This is a genomic window from Cellvibrio sp. KY-GH-1 (genome assembly GCF_008806975.1).
In the GTDB taxonomy this organism is placed as follows: Bacteria; Pseudomonadota; Gammaproteobacteria; order Pseudomonadales; family Cellvibrionaceae; genus Cellvibrio.
This window is the reverse complement of the sequence record NZ_CP031728.1, coordinates 3,394,377-3,407,997: the sequence shown is the minus strand read 5'-3', so window position 1 is coordinate 3,407,997 and position 13,621 is coordinate 3,394,377. Positions and strand designations below refer to the sequence as shown.

14 protein-coding genes are annotated in these 13,621 nt (G+C 50.7%); 8 read left to right on the top strand and 6 right to left on the bottom strand.

Going from position 1 to position 13,621, the window contains the following annotated elements:
- Positions 1 to 11: 11 nt before the first annotated feature.
- The 3 genes from D0C16_RS14495 to D0C16_RS14485 form a co-directional block, all read right to left on the bottom strand.
- The gene (locus D0C16_RS14495) at positions 12 to 431 is read right to left on the bottom strand and encodes a hypothetical protein (RefSeq protein WP_151033012.1); all 420 of its coding nucleotides are present in this window, start codon (positions 429 to 431) and stop codon (positions 12 to 14) included.
- A gap of 62 nt (positions 432 to 493) precedes the next feature.
- Positions 494 to 2,800, bottom strand: coding sequence for a serine/threonine-protein kinase (locus tag D0C16_RS14490; RefSeq protein ID WP_151033011.1), 2,307 nt, complete (start codon positions 2,798 to 2,800; stop codon positions 494 to 496).
- 18 nt (positions 2,801 to 2,818) lie between these two features.
- Entirely contained in the window at positions 2,819 to 3,790 is a 972-nt protein-coding gene (locus D0C16_RS14485; RefSeq protein ID WP_151033010.1) for an FHA domain-containing protein, read from the bottom strand.
- Between the two features lie 286 nt (positions 3,791 to 4,076).
- Here D0C16_RS14485 and D0C16_RS14480 point away from each other — a divergent pair, with 286 nt between their 5' ends.
- From D0C16_RS14480 to xerC, 6 genes are all read left to right on the top strand, one after another.
- Positions 4,077 to 5,285 carry a sigma 54-interacting transcriptional regulator gene (locus D0C16_RS14480; RefSeq protein ID WP_151033009.1) on the top strand — a complete coding sequence of 403 codons (1,209 nt, stop codon included), beginning with the start codon at positions 4,077 to 4,079 and terminating at the stop codon, positions 5,283 to 5,285.
- A 148-nt stretch (positions 5,286 to 5,433) separates the two neighbouring features.
- The gene (locus tag D0C16_RS14475) at positions 5,434 to 5,598 is read left to right on the top strand and encodes a lipoprotein (RefSeq protein WP_151033008.1); all 165 of its coding nucleotides are present in this window, start codon (positions 5,434 to 5,436) and stop codon (positions 5,596 to 5,598) included.
- A 58-nt stretch (positions 5,599 to 5,656) separates the two neighbouring features.
- A complete protein-coding gene (gene lysA, locus D0C16_RS14470; protein WP_151033007.1) occupies positions 5,657 to 6,904 on the top strand; it encodes a diaminopimelate decarboxylase in 1,248 nt (415 codons plus the stop codon).
- A 38-nt stretch (positions 6,905 to 6,942) separates the two neighbouring features.
- Positions 6,943 to 7,773, top strand: coding sequence for a diaminopimelate epimerase (gene dapF, locus D0C16_RS14465; protein WP_151034937.1), 831 nt, complete (start codon positions 6,943 to 6,945; stop codon positions 7,771 to 7,773).
- A gap of 24 nt (positions 7,774 to 7,797) precedes the next feature.
- On the top strand, positions 7,798 to 8,490 hold the full coding sequence (locus D0C16_RS14460) for a DUF484 family protein (RefSeq protein WP_151033006.1): 693 nt from the start codon (positions 7,798 to 7,800) through the stop codon (positions 8,488 to 8,490).
- Positions 8,491 to 8,512: 22 nt separating this feature from the next.
- The gene (xerC, locus tag D0C16_RS14455) at positions 8,513 to 9,448 is read left to right on the top strand and encodes a tyrosine recombinase XerC (protein ID WP_151033005.1); all 936 of its coding nucleotides are present in this window, start codon (positions 8,513 to 8,515) and stop codon (positions 9,446 to 9,448) included.
- A 64-nt stretch (positions 9,449 to 9,512) separates the two neighbouring features.
- Here xerC and D0C16_RS14450 read toward each other — a convergent pair whose 3' ends face one another.
- Complete coding sequence (locus D0C16_RS14450) at positions 9,513 to 10,055, bottom strand: glycine zipper 2TM domain-containing protein (RefSeq protein ID WP_370458222.1); 543 nt, start codon at positions 10,053 to 10,055, stop codon at positions 9,513 to 9,515.
- 335 nt (positions 10,056 to 10,390) lie between these two features.
- Between D0C16_RS14450 and D0C16_RS14445 the strand changes: the two genes are divergently transcribed.
- On the top strand, positions 10,391 to 11,395 hold the full coding sequence (locus D0C16_RS14445; RefSeq protein ID WP_151033003.1) for a glycosyl hydrolase 53 family protein: 1,005 nt from the start codon (positions 10,391 to 10,393) through the stop codon (positions 11,393 to 11,395).
- Between the two features lie 97 nt (positions 11,396 to 11,492).
- Here D0C16_RS14445 and D0C16_RS14440 read toward each other — a convergent pair whose 3' ends face one another.
- Positions 11,493 to 12,140 carry a DsbA family oxidoreductase gene (locus D0C16_RS14440; RefSeq protein ID WP_151033002.1) on the bottom strand — a complete coding sequence of 216 codons (648 nt, stop codon included), beginning with the start codon at positions 12,138 to 12,140 and terminating at the stop codon, positions 11,493 to 11,495.
- Entirely contained in the window at positions 12,127 to 12,999 is an 873-nt protein-coding gene (locus D0C16_RS14435; protein WP_151033001.1) for an SDR family oxidoreductase, read from the bottom strand. Before D0C16_RS14435 ends, D0C16_RS14440 begins: the two co-directional genes overlap by 14 nt.
- Positions 13,000 to 13,101: 102 nt before the next feature.
- Between D0C16_RS14435 and D0C16_RS14430 the strand changes: the two genes are divergently transcribed.
- Complete coding sequence (locus tag D0C16_RS14430; RefSeq protein WP_225318687.1) at positions 13,102 to 13,533, top strand: helix-turn-helix domain-containing protein; 432 nt, start codon at positions 13,102 to 13,104, stop codon at positions 13,531 to 13,533.
- The last annotated feature ends 88 nt before the right edge of the window (positions 13,534 to 13,621 follow it).

Genomic DNA, 13,621 nt, shown 5'->3' with positions numbered 1-13,621 from the left:
TACGGGGCTGATTAACCCGTCGTTACTTCAGGATCAAGGTAATAGGCAGCTTTTTTGCCCTTGTATGTGTATAGCCCAAGTAGATGAAATATCCAAGACCCCTTGCGCTCGCGAGCAACTTCCAGCGGTTTTCCAAATAAATCTTCCGCAATAAAATCAATGCTTGCTCTGTCATAAGGTGGTGCAAAGGGGCTTGGGCCCAGAGAGCCGTTGACCGGATAAGATGTATATAACGCGCTATTGATTTCGCTGCACTTGGTGCTGTTAGCTACAACAAATGTAATGGTGTCGCCAGGTAAAAACTCCTCCGGCATTTGATTGGTTGGTAGAGGCTCTTTTGTTGTTAAATTAGTTACCTGAAAATCGGTATCGGTGACTACATTTTTCTTGGGTTTTTTATTGAAAAGTAATGCAAAACTATAATCGGCCATTTCTTTTTCCTTCTTTATTGGGTGTTGATTACTGACAGTTACTATTCTTGAATAGCGATCAACTAGTGAAAAATGTCGCTGGTGCGACGCAAGTCCAGCAGGTCGGGCTCAGCTTCAATGAGCTTGGTCGGAAAACCCAGTTCAATTGCTTTTTTCAATGCAGCAACTGCTGCGTCGCGGTTCCCCAATAGCTCATAAGCTAAACCTGCACGAAAATGAACATAGGCATTTTTTGGCGAAAGTGCAATTACACGCTCTAACATTAATTCTGCCTTTTGGCGCTCATTCAGGCGAGCAAGATAGAGTGCCATACGTGAAGTCATTGTTACATCGTTTGGGCTTCTCGACAGAATGGGTGCTAATAGGTCGTGTGCTTTACGGTAGGCTTTTTGCGCTTCGGCTTCCCGTCCCGGAATCCATAACAAGACATCTGCTAAATTAGCCCAAGCTAAATAGTTACCTGGATTGCCTTTGTGGGGAGATACTGCCGCCTCAAATGCGGAAGCAGCTCCTAAATAATCTCCTCGGATAAATAAGGCGTTGCCCAAATTTCCGTATAGTGCAGCACTGGAGCGTATTTGTAGGCCTTGCTGCAATACCTCCATGGCTTCGTCTGCACGATTTTGACGCTCCAGTGAAATAAAAAGGCCAGCATAGGAGGTAACCGCATCAGGATGCAATTGGATGCTTAGCCGGAAAATTTCTTCTGCTTGTGCGTAGTTGTTTGAATCGATATAAACATTGCCTAATTCGTCCAACAAAAATCGTTCTTTTGGGAATTGTTTTAGCCCTTGTTGGGCAAACTCGATTGCTTCGTCATAACGCTGCGCGGATCGTAATACTGACACCTTGCCACGCCATGCAAAAATGTTTTTCGGCTCAAGGGTTAGTGCTTGTGCAAAGGCTGTGAAGGCTTTTTCATGCTCGGACTTGATGGTAAATAAGCGCCCTAATGCAACATGAACCAACGCAAGCTGAGGGTTTAGTTTTAGCGCTTGCTGGGCACTTGCATCTGCCTTTTGCATCCAAATCGGGTCTTCACTATCGCCACTGTAACGATAGCTATACACCAGCGATAAACCCGCAACCGCTGCAGCGTTGTTGGGTGCGTGAGAAAGAATAGTGTTAAAACTTTTTTCAGCTGCCTCTAGACTGCCCGGACGATCAAACAGTTTGAGTGCTTCCAGGCCCTTATTAAATTCACGTGCTTGCGAATAGGGTTCGGAGGGCGTGCTGGTTTCGGTGGTTTCATCCGCTGCGGTTTGTTCACTTGGCAATTGCTTAAGTGGTAGTTGCCAAATCGCAACAGCGGCAATAATCAAAACACTAAATAACCCAACACCGGCGCTAATTTTATTTTCGCGTAGATAATTTTTAATGGCTTGCCCGCGCGAATGCGGTTGCATTTTATTGGCGGCAACAAAACGTGTTTCAAAGGTTGGGTGGTCCTGCGTGCGTACGGGTTTGTTGACGGCTGTCAGGGGTATGGCGAGTGCCTGGGTGTCGTCGGTAAGGGACTCTTCTCGCCAACCCAGATCTTTCAACTTTTCAAATTGCGCCGCTACCCAGTGGGTATTGTCCGGGCGTTTATCCGGGTCTTTGGATAACAGCTGGCCGAGCAGGTCAATAAATTCTGCTGGCAAATCCGGGTTGTGTTGCTGGGGTGCGGTGGGTGGATGGGAGATGATCCGCTGCATGGTTTGCAGTTTGTTGCTGGTGTCACCAAAGGGATGAGCGCCGCAAAGCAATTGGTACGCGAGAATTCCGAGCGAAAATAAATCGCTTTTAAAACTGATAGGATCGCCTACCGCCTGCTCGGGCGACATGGAGCAATAGCTGCCAGCCACGTGATCCGTTAGGGTTCCTTTAAAGTCTTGCGATTTGGCGATACCCAGATCGGTAATTTTTGCCTGGCCGCGTTTGTTGATCAGAATATTTTCCGCTTTTAAATCCCGGTGAATAATGCCGGTATCGTGCGCAATGGCCAGACCCTCGCTGATTTGCGTCAGCCACTGCAAGCGCTGCTTGATGGGGACAATGTGTTCGCGCAAATAAGTTTGCAGGTTTTGGCCATCTACCAATTCCATGATCAAGGCCATTTGATCAGCGGTTTCAATCAGATCGTAAATTTGAACAATGTTGGGGTGATTCAATTTGGCAAGCAGCAGGGCTTCGCGCTTGAAGCGTTCAATATAGTGGGCTTCGAATAATTCAGTGCGCAGGCATTTAACGGCGACATCGCGCTCCAAGCGGGTATCGCGCGCGCGGTACACCAAACCCATACCGCCGCGGCCGATAATTTCCAGCAACTGGTAGTGCCCCAAGCGGGGCAGTGGGGCAGTGTTGTTATCGGGCGTAGCCTGGGTCATTAATCTCTCATTACCCGATTATTGGGAGCAACAGGATGAGGCGAGGGTGAGCTTGTCGCCTTTGTAAATTTTAAATTTCTCGCAACCAAAACGAATCTTGCCGCCGCGCCGTTCCAGCAGGCATTGTTGCCCCAGGGCATCGGGCAGCGAATCAGCCAGTTGTTTGCGCGCGCGGAAAATCTGGATATTCATGTGGGTGCTATCCAGCCCCAATTCTGCCGCAAGTTGGTCGGCATAAACCCAGCCCTGGCTTTTGCTGTCCAGCCCGCGCGTAGCATCTTCGGCGCGATGGCGGGCGAGTTGCAATAACAGGTAGTGATGGGTGCGCACAGCGAGGTCGAGCGTTTGCTGGTGATGCAATTCGAGCTGGGTAGTTTCTTCATCCAGGCTCATATTAAAAATAAATTCGTAATCGTTAATGTGACGCGAGGCCTTGGCTTCGGTGGGGCCAACAATTTGCGCGCGCACAAATTGCCAATGGCTGTTGCAAAATTGCACCAGGTCGCCATCGTTTAATTCAAATGGCTCTTCGTGTTGTTGATGCAATGGCTCGCGGCGCCAGTGTTGCGAATCTTCATTGAAAAAAAGTGCCAGCTCCGGAGTATTGGCGTCGGGCAGTAAATGATAGCGGCTTAAATAAATGGGCGCGGTCTGGAGCGGATTTTTGTCCAGCGGCCAGAGCATATCGGCCGGGGCGGCAATATCGATTACTTTAAAGCCCGGGTCGCTCTGTTCGGCAAAATGAATTTCATCGCCAGCAACCAGATCGCGGCTGTCGCCCTGGCCGAGGCTAACGCCATTAATCCAGGTGCCGTTGAGGCCGAGGTTTTTTATGCGCCAGTGACGGCCATTCCATTCAATCGCCGCATGCAATTTGGACACATAGGGTTTATCGATGTGGGTATCGACACTGGTCGCCAGCCGACCAAAAGTGTGGTGGGGCGCCAGCGGAAAATAGGTCTCTGCAGTGACATCCAGCAAATAGGCCATAACAATTTCCGTGCAACTATTTATTTATGTGCAATTGCTTTGTGGGCAATCTCTTTGCAGACAAGTGCGGTCGCAGCGTAGTGGGCGCTAGTTCCTGGCTCCGGTGATGATCCTTTAATACAGACGCTGGGGGCCTGCTTGTTATTGCTTTCAGGGTAGTTGTAATTCTGTGTAATAGGCAATTATCGAGCCGGGCTATAGATTGCCACAATATGGCAGTGTTTTCCTATCGCCCTGGATACACGATGAGCCTGAAATGCACGAATGGTAGCACGGGGTTGTGACTATGATTGGTCTGTTTAGAGCATCTTCCACCCATCGGCCGGTTGCGCGCGCTATTCATAAATTTAATCAGTCTTCCACGGCCAAGTGGGTTCCGCTGAATAAAAGCTTTATTACGCTGACCAAAATTATTTTGCGCGCAGCCAGTGAGCGCTTAAATCTTGCGCAGATTGCGGTAACTTTGCGCTGCGTTACCCACCAGGGGTATCGCCATTTGTTGCTGGTTAATGACGAGCACGATTTACAGGTGGCTGCAGTGGGGCAGGTGGAGGAGTTTATTATTTCCTCGCAGGACACTATTGCAGCACCCTTTGCCAATTTTAAGGCGGAAACCACGTTTAGTTTGCCGCTCGACTTTAAGCTTTCGCAGGGAAATGGGCAGCGCTTGGGATATTTGGTCGCGCAGTGCCGCCCTCAAGGCGTCATCAAGCGTGACCCACTGTTGAACGATCTGGCGTTGGTGGCGGAAGAGATTGTACGCACCATTGGTCGCTACCAAACGCGTTATCGCGCAATCCATGTTTATGGCGACCAAAGTTTTTGGATCGGCAACAGCAAAGCATTGCGCCAGCTGGATCAAAGGATGGATCTCTTGGCCAAAGGGAATTTGCCGGTGCTGGTGCGCGCTGATAAAGGAACCGGTAAAGTGATCGCGGCGCGCAGTCTGCACTGCTTGGGGCGGCCGGAGCTGGCTCCGTTTATTGAATCGGATTGCAGTGAGTGGGAGGTCGGTAATGCGGCCAGTATCCTGCAATCGCTGCACAGTTTTGCCAACGGCGGGACTTTGTTTTTGCGCAATCTGGATGCACTCTCGTCAAGCGATTTTCACAGTTTGCACGAATTCTGGCGCAGTGCGTCCAAGGCCGAATTTGATGGCAGCTACAGCCTGAAGTTGATCCTCAGCTTGAGTCGGGTACATTGTGCACTGGGTGCTGCCCAGCAGCATTGGTTGGCGCAACACGCCCAGGAATTGTATCTGCCCAGCCTGAGCGAGCGGCGGGAAGACATTCGCGATCTCACCCAGTTTTTTATTCAAGAGTTTGCTTTGGGTGAAGCCTTCGATTTAACCGAGGAGGCTTGGTGCCTGCTGGAAAGCGCCCCTTGGCCGGGTCAGGTCGAGGAGCTGAAAGAGTTAATCAAAAAACTGGTGCTGGTGGCCGATGGCACTTTGGTGTCTGCCGCTGAGCTGCGCCCGCTGCTGGGGCAGCACTGATCGTTAATTCCGCATTTTTATCCCTCTTTCCCCTGACGTTCTATTAGTCTCCCTGCTTTGTTGTTCACCTGCGGGGGCGGGGTTATACTGCCCCGTCTTTTACCCGCCCCTGAAGCCTGACCTTCCGGGTGTATTCGGATCTGTGCTTATGAAACTCCCCGTGTTGTTGCTGTTAGCTTGCCTCGGTTTAGGCCTTGTTGCTTGTGGCCAGAAAGGCCCACTCTATTTGCCCTCGGAAAATCCGGAGCAGGGCAGCGGCGAGCCAGAAACAGAGGCACCGGCCAAAACCGAAAAACCGGCGGATGCCCCCTGATTTTTTATCCCTATTTTGTTGGGCCTATTTTTCACTGATTGTTGATTGAGATTGGTTTATGCAGCATTTCACTCCTCGCAATGGCGAACTCTACGTTGAAGATACTCCCCTGAGCGCTGTTGCCGAACGTTTCGGCACGCCCTGTTATGTGTACAGCCGCGCGGCGTTTACCCAGCAGTATCTTTCCTATGCGCAGGCATTGGGTTCGCATCCCGGCATGATTTGCTACGCGATTAAAGCCAACTCCAATCTTGCGGTATTAAATATGCTCGCCAAACTCGGTGCGGGCTTCGATATTGTTTCCGGCGGTGAGCTGGAGCGTGTGCTGCGCGCCGGTGGCAATCCATCGCGTATTGTATTTTCTGGTGTGGGCAAAACCGCTGAGGAAATGGCGCGCGCGTTAGATGTAGGCATTTTTTGTTTCAATGTGGAATCTGAAGCGGAGCTGGAATTGCTGGCGCAAGTTGCCGCGCAAAAAGGCAAAGTGGCTCATATTTCGTTGCGCGTAAACCCGGATGTGGATGCCAATACCCATCCCTATATTTCTACCGGTTTGAAAGAAAACAAATTCGGTATTGCCATTGAGCGTGCACCGGCGGTTTACGCGCGCGCCGCTGAATTGCCGAGCTTGGCCATTAAAGGTTTGGATTGCCATATCGGCTCACAATTGACCCAGTTGACTCCTTTCCTCGACGCGTTGGATCGCTTATTAATTTTGGTCGATGAGCTGGCAGGTAAAGGTATTCACATTTCCCATCTGGATCTGGGTGGCGGTTTGGGCGTGACCTATCGCAATGAAACTCCGCCGCCGGTGGCGGATTACATGGCGGCCATCAAAGCTAAATTGGGCGATCGCAAATTATCGCTGATGTTTGAGCCGGGTCGGTCTATTTCCGCCAACTCGGGTGTGTTGCTCACTAAAGTCATGTTCCTGAAGCCGACCGAGCATAAAAATTTCGCGGTGATTGATGCCGCCATGAACGACAATATTCGCCCGTCGCTCTATCAAGCCTGGCAAGACATTCGTGCCGTTAAGCCGCGCGATGGCGAAGCCAAAAAATGGGATCTGGTTGGCCCCATCTGCGAAACTGGCGATTTCCTGGGCAAAGACCGCGATTTAAATATTGAGCCGGGTGATTTACTGGCGGTAATGTCCGCTGGCGCCTATGGTTTCAGCATGAGTTCCAACTACAACACCCGCGGCCGTGCAGCGGAAGTTGTCGTTGATGGCGATCAGATGCATTTGGCGCGTGCGCGCGAAACCTTTGAAGACATGATTCGCGGCGAACAGTTGCTACCAGAGTAAGAGCGGCCGGAATAAACAACCGATTTGTGGGACATATGATGCGTTTACGTTTTAGCAAAATGCACGGCTTGGGTAATGATTTTGTCGTTATCGATGGCGTGAGCCAAAGTGTGCGTTTGACACCGGAAAAAATCCGTTACATCGCCGACCGCAATTTCGGTGTGGGGTGCGATCAGATTTTGCTGGTCGAAACCCCGGAGACGCCTGATGTGGATTTTCGCTATCGCATTTTTAATTGCGATGGCAGCGAAGTGGAAAACTGTGGCAATGGCGCGCGCTGTTTTGCAGTGTTTGTGCGCGAGCGTAAACTCACCGGCAAAAGCGTGATTAAAGTAGAAACTGCCGGCGGCTTGATTGAATTGCGTGTGCAGCAGGACGAACAAGTTAGTGTGGATATGGGGGCACCGCGCCTTGAGCCGGCGCAAGTTCCGTTTGTGGCCGATGCGCGTGCAATTACTTATCCCATCGAAGTGGCTGGAAAAGCTTATGACATTTCAGCTGTATCCATGGGCAATCCCCACGGTGTGTTGGTGGTCGACAATGTAAAAACTGCACCAGTTGCCGAACTGGGGCCGTTGATTGAAAGTCACGCGCGTTTTCCGGCGCGCGTGAATGCGGGCTTTATGCAAATTCTGTCGCGCAATGAAATTAATCTACGCGTGTTCGAGCGCGGTGTGGGTGAAACGCTTGCGTGCGGAACCGGCGCTTGCGGTGCAGTCGTGTCCGGCCGTTTGCGTGGATTGTTGGATGAAAAAGTAAAAGTAAATTTACCGGGCGGCAGTTTGCAAATTTATTGGCCGGGTGAAGGTCAGTCGGTAATTATGACGGGGCCAGCTGTTACCGTATTTCATGGACAAATAAAAATTTGATCGCTCTTCAATAAGCAGACTGTTATGAACGAACATATCGCCACTCTTGCTGATCCGCTCGAGCCCGAACAAATCGAAGCCTATTTGCGCGAACATCCGGATTTTTTTGCGCAACATGCAGATTTACTCGCTGAATTAACTCTGCCCCATGAGTCTGGTTCGGCGGTGTCCCTGGTGGAGCGGCAGGTGGCCATTCTGCGTGAGCGCAATATCGATATGCGCAATCGCCTGAGCAAATTGCTCGACAATGCGCGTGAGAACGACAAACTTTTTGATAAAAGCAAGCGCCTGGTGCTGAGCCTGCTCGAGGGTCAGGATATGGGCGATATTATCGATGCGCTGCATTACAGCTTCGATAAAGACTTTAATATTCATTTCACCAGCGTGATATTAATCGGCAACCCGGACAAGGTTCCCAGCAGTCAGGCGCGCGTGGTTTCCATCGCCGATGCGCGTGAGTACATTGGCCCCTTGCTAAAAAATAGTCGCGCGGTGTGCGGCACCTTGGGCGAAAAGGAGCTGATGTTTTTATTCGGCGAACACGCTGCCAACATTGGTTCCGTTGCCACTGTGCCCCTTGTGCATGGCAGCGCCTTCGGCCTGCTCACAATTGGCAACCGGGATCCGCAATATTACCGCTCCAGTATGGGCACTTTGTTTTTGAGTTACATTGCGGAAGTGTTAAACCGTTTGCTGCCGAAATATTTGCCACGCTAGTTTTTAGCTTTCCGGAGAGTCCATGAGCGATTTTTCTCCACCTGAACATCTGCCTTTCCAAGCTGCGCTGGATGATTTTTTTATCTACATGCGCAGCGAAAAACAACTCTCCCTGCACACTCAAACCAACTACGCACGCGATCTGGGAAAGTTCCAAAAGTACTGTTTGGAAAAGCATTTATCTGCGTTAGATAAATTGACGGCAAACCATATTCGGCTGGCTGTGGCGCACTTGCATCGCGATGGTTTGGGCGGTAAAAGTTTGCAGCGCTGGCTGTCATCGCTGCGCAGTTTTTTCCAGTTTTGTATCAAACGCCAGTGGATGAGTAGCAATGTTGCGGATGGTATCGCTGCCCCCAAATCCCCTAAAAAATTACCTAAGACCCTTGATGTGGATCAGGCTATTCAATTTGTTGAAATTGAAGGCGATGATTTTATATTGCAGCGTGATCGCGCCCTGGTGGAATTAATTTATTCGTCGGGATTGCGGTTGGCGGAAGTGGTAGCCCTCAATGTGAGTGATATTGACTGGAGCGATGCCATGCTGCGTGTGGTCGCCGGTAAAGGCGATAAGTCGCGCGTACTGCCGATTGGTTCTGCAGCCATGAGCGCCTTAAAAAACTGGCTTCCCGCACGCAAACTTTTTACATCTGCGGCAGAGCCTGCGTTATTCATCACCCAGCGCGGTACGCGAATCGGCCATCGCGCTGTGCAAATCCGGTTGCAGCAGTTAAGCGTGCAGCAGGGGATGGATACACCAGTACATCCGCATATGCTGCGTCACTCTTTCGCTAGCCATATGCTGGAATCCAGCGGTGATTTGCGGTTGGTGCAGGAACTGCTCGGTCACGCCAATATTTCCACGACCCAGGTATATACCCATCTGGATTTTCAGCATCTCGCCAAAGTTTATGACAAGGCGCATCCGCGTGCAGGGCGGAAAAAGGATGATGAGTAATCGGTGCAAAAAAATGGCGACCCGGTGGTCGCCATTTTTTATTGATGTAGATTAAACATTGAATCTATTTAAATTTAGTGCCATCGTCATTGGTGGATAAAATCATCAGCTGACCATCCTGCAGCGGAATACGCTGGCCTGGGTCGTGATCCATACGTACTTGTGATTCTTTGCCTTTCAAGCGATACACCACGTTGTAGCCGGTAATATCTTCGCGGGTTTCATAAACGGTTTTGCAGCGTTTTTCGACGGTGGTGTAGGTGTCTTTATCCTGCATATTTTTTTGCACGCGATCACCTGCATAGCCACCGGCGACAGCGCCCGCGACTGTGGCAACTTTTTTACCATTACCGCCGCCGACCTGATGACCAAGCACGCCGCCGATGACTGCACCCACCGCTTTACCTGCTAGCCGGTTTTCGTCTTTCACTGGTTTTTTGTGCACCACTGTTTCATCGCGGCATTCCTGTTGTGGAATTTTGGTTTGCTTGGTGATTGGGGTGCTGCTGAGTACTTCGGCGTAATCCGGCTCTTTCAACAATTGATAGCTGCCGATGGCGCCACCTGCAGTCGCAATGCCCATTCCCAATACTGTGCCGATTATCATGGATTTGTTCATGGTGTTCTCCTCCGGCCTGTTGCCGTGTTGTCTTGCATGAGGCCAGTTTAAGCAGGTTTTTTATGAACAATAACTTAACGGCGGCGCGCAGTATTCCGGCCTGAGACGTAGTTTTCCTGGCCGGTGTGAGCTGGTTTGGCTTTTTTGCAGATGGCTCGCGAAAAAATGTACCGCCGCAATAATTTGCTTTTAATTATTATTTATATTATAAATTAAGTTCTGACGTTGTGAGATCAGAGGGGCTTGCCGGCTGCTTGTTGTTCCGGTGGTTATCGGCACGCGCAAACCTAAAACACCTAAATAACAATAATGGGTGATCAACTATGAAACTTGGAAAACTCCTGGCCGCCTTTATTGGTGCGGCATTACTTTGTTCCACTCAAGCCAGCATTGCCGCACCGGTTAAGGGGGCGGATGTCAGCTGGACCTCCGAAATTGAAGCTAACGGTTACAGCTATTACAACCGTAGCGGTGTTAAGAAAGACATATTGGCGATAATGAAAGAGCAGGGCATGACGGCTGTGCGCTTGCGCGTGTGGGTTAATCCTGCTGACGGTTGGTATAGCGGCACTCAAGATGTCGTTGCCAAAGCCAAGCGCGTAAAAGCGGCGGGCATGAAGCTGATGGTGGATTTTCACTACAGCGATTCTTGGGCCGACCCTGGCCAGCAAACCAAGCCGACCGCCTGGAGTGGTTATACATTTCAGCAGTTGATGGATGCGGTGTGGAACTCGACTCGTTTTACCCTGCAAGCCATCAAAGATGCAGGCGTAACGGTCGATTGGGTACAGGTGGGTAACGAAACCAACAACGGTATGTTATGGAATGATGGTAAGGCATCGACCAGCATGCAAAATTATGCCTGGTTGACCAACACCGGCTACAACGCGGTTAAAAGCATTTACGCCAGCGCCAAAGTTGTTGTGCATTTGGCAAATTGTCACGATAACGCCAACTTTCGCTGGATTTTTGATGGTTTGAAAAACAACGGCGCCAAGTTCGATATTATCGGCGCGTCCTCTTATCCGACGAATGCGAGCGGCTACACTTGGCAAAATGCCAACATCGCCTGTTTAAATAACCTCAATGATATGGTGAGCCGATACGGTGTGCCGGTAATGATTTCTGAAATCGGCGTGCCCTGGGATCATGCGCAAGCAAAAACAATTGTTGCCGACATGATCACCAAACTCGGTCAGGTTAGTGGCGGCAAAGGCGCGGCAATTTTTTACTGGGAGCCGGAAGCGCGCCCGGGTTGGAAAGGTTACACGCTCGGCGCAATGGATAATAACGGCAAGGCCACTGCCGTGTGGGATGCGTTTAAATAAACTCGATCAACTAAACAGTTTGATTTGAAAAATAAAAGCCGCACAGTGTTTTTGTGCGGCTTTTTTGTGAGTTAGTAAATAGGTTTGGTTGCGGCAATTAGTCGGAAGGCAGTTGGGCAATCTCGCGCAACGCTTGGATATAAGTTTCCACTGTTTGCGCACCTTGCAATAAATGCTGGCGGTTGATCACCACGCTGGGTACCGCACTAATACCGGCATTAATCCATTCTTGTTGCAGGTTGCGTACGGCTTGCGCAAATTCATCGCCGGCGAGTATTTCCATTGCGCGATTTTTATTAAGGCCAACGTGGTCGACGATAGCCAGCAAGACATCAGGCTGGTTGATATCGCGCCCTTCACCTTGATAGGCTTGCATCAGGGCGCGCTTTAATTCCCATTGCGTAGCGGCGGAATATTCTTGCTCGGCCCAATACAGCAAACGGTGGCAATTAAAGCTATTCCATAAGAATTCGCGCTCGGCAAAGGTGAAACTTAATTCGCGCCCGCGAGTAGCGATGGTGTCGTGTACGCTGCGAATTTGCGCATCACCCATGCCATATTTTTGCTGCAGATAATCTTTTAATTTCACGCCTTCAGCCGGTAATTGCGGATTTAGTTCAAACGGCTGGCAGTAAACCTCCACCAGGATTTCATCGCCCAGTTGCCGAATGGCAGCGTCCAATGCTGCCAGCCCCAGTGCGCACCAGGGGCAATTAATATCCGAAATAAAATCAATGCGCAGCATGATTAGCTCCAGCTAGTGCCGCCGTGATGGATTCGCTCAGTGGTGTGGTAGCGCGACCAATCAATTGGCTGAGTTGATGTGAGTCGTCAAACAATGCGCCCTGTGCGGCACTGCCATCGGAGGAGGCCAACAATTCTGCTAACCAATCCGGTAAGCCGGCGCTTTGCAACACTGCCTTGTATTCCGCAACGGGCAAATTGTTGAAAGGAATTTGCTCACCGCTTTGCTTGGATAACTCCGCAGCAAACTCTGCCAGTGTATAAGCTTGATCGCCGGCTAGTTCGTAAATTTTTCCTGCCTGGTTTTCGCGTACCAAAACTTCTGCCGCAGCGGCGGCGTAATCTATGCGTGCTGCTGACGAAATTTTACCGTTGCCTGTACTGCCAATCAGTGCCTTGAGTTGTAGTGCGGTGGGAATTGCCGCGGTGTAATTTTCGCTGTACCAGCCATTGCGTAAGAGCACAAATGGAACCCCCGAGGCTTTGATTTCTTGCTCGGTTTCTTTGTGCTCAAACGCGAGATCCATAATCGAGACGTCTGCATTTAGAATACTGGTGTAGGCGAGCAATTTAACCTTGGCATTTTTCGCGGCGTTAATCACATTGCGGTGTTGCGCCAAGCGCTGGCCGACCTCGCTGCTGCTGATAAGTAGCAATTTATCGACACCCTTGAGTGCCGCTTCCAGTGCGCTTGGTTGTGTGTAATCTGCTTGGCGAACTTGCACGCCGCGTGCGCGCAGTTCCTCCGCTTTGGACGGGTCGCGCACCAGGGCGATAACCTGATCCGCAGGAATCTTTTGCAGTAATTGGTCGATAACCAAACGGCCCAGTTGGCCGGTAGCGCCGGTAATAGCAATCATGATGAACCTCATAACGTGAATGTGGATGCTTGCCTGTGCACCAGGTTGGAGGCAGAATAGCAATCAAGCTAACTTTTAGTAAGTACGCACAAAAAGGTAAGTATGAAAAAAATGAATCCAGAGGTTGAATCAGGCGTGAAGGCACCGGGTGGGACCTACAGCTCAATCAGTGATGCTTTGGCGGCGGGCGATGTGTTTGCCGACAAGTGCCCGTCGCGTTTGATCCTCAATCACATCACCAGCCGCTGGGGAGTATTGGTGCTGGTTGCTCTGTTGGCGGGTACTCATCGCTTTAGTGAGTTGCGCCGCAAGATTAAAGGCGTCAGTGAGCGGATGCTGGCACAGACGCTACAGGTGCTGGAGGCAGATGGTTTTGTTGAGCGTCGCTCGCTGCCGGTAGTGCCGCCGCACGTGGAGTACAGCCTGACGCCTCTGGGTGTGGAGGTGGCCGAACAGGTGCGCAGCCTGGTGGATTGGATACAGCAGAATCTGGGGCGGATTAACCTGCCAATGGAGGCGGACGAGGGTGCCTAGCTCCGCTGATTATTGCACTGGATTGGTTCGTTTATTTGATCCGTTTCAGCGGGTCAGTCTGCCAAGCTGCTAGTATTCCCTTCAATCG

Coding starts and splice junctions, on each gene's coding strand:
- D0C16_RS14435 (WP_151033001.1), bottom strand. CDS start 12,999: ATGATTGCTATTACCGGCGCTACCGGCCAACTGGGCCGTTTGGTTATC.
- D0C16_RS14485 (WP_151033010.1), bottom strand. CDS start 3,790: ATGGCCTATTTGCTGGATGTCACTGCAGAGACCTATTTTCCGCTGGCG.
- D0C16_RS14445 (WP_151033003.1), top strand. CDS start 10,391: ATGAAACTTGGAAAACTCCTGGCCGCCTTTATTGGTGCGGCATTACTT.
- D0C16_RS14450 (WP_370458222.1), bottom strand. CDS start 10,055: ATGATAATCGGCACAGTATTGGGAATGGGCATTGCGACTGCAGGTGGC.
- xerC (WP_151033005.1), top strand. CDS start 8,513: ATGAGCGATTTTTCTCCACCTGAACATCTGCCTTTCCAAGCTGCGCTG.
- lysA (WP_151033007.1), top strand. CDS start 5,657: ATGCAGCATTTCACTCCTCGCAATGGCGAACTCTACGTTGAAGATACT.
- D0C16_RS14460 (WP_151033006.1), top strand. CDS start 7,798: ATGAACGAACATATCGCCACTCTTGCTGATCCGCTCGAGCCCGAACAA.
- D0C16_RS14475 (WP_151033008.1), top strand. CDS start 5,434: ATGAAACTCCCCGTGTTGTTGCTGTTAGCTTGCCTCGGTTTAGGCCTT.
- dapF (WP_151034937.1), top strand. CDS start 6,943: ATGCGTTTACGTTTTAGCAAAATGCACGGCTTGGGTAATGATTTTGTC.
- D0C16_RS14480 (WP_151033009.1), top strand. CDS start 4,077: ATGATTGGTCTGTTTAGAGCATCTTCCACCCATCGGCCGGTTGCGCGC.
- D0C16_RS14430 (WP_225318687.1), top strand. CDS start 13,102: ATGAAAAAAATGAATCCAGAGGTTGAATCAGGCGTGAAGGCACCGGGT.
- D0C16_RS14495 (WP_151033012.1), bottom strand. CDS start 431: ATGGCCGATTATAGTTTTGCATTACTTTTCAATAAAAAACCCAAGAAA.
- D0C16_RS14490 (WP_151033011.1), bottom strand. CDS start 2,800: ATGACCCAGGCTACGCCCGATAACAACACTGCCCCACTGCCCCGCTTG.
- D0C16_RS14440 (WP_151033002.1), bottom strand. CDS start 12,140: ATGCTGCGCATTGATTTTATTTCGGATATTAATTGCCCCTGGTGCGCA.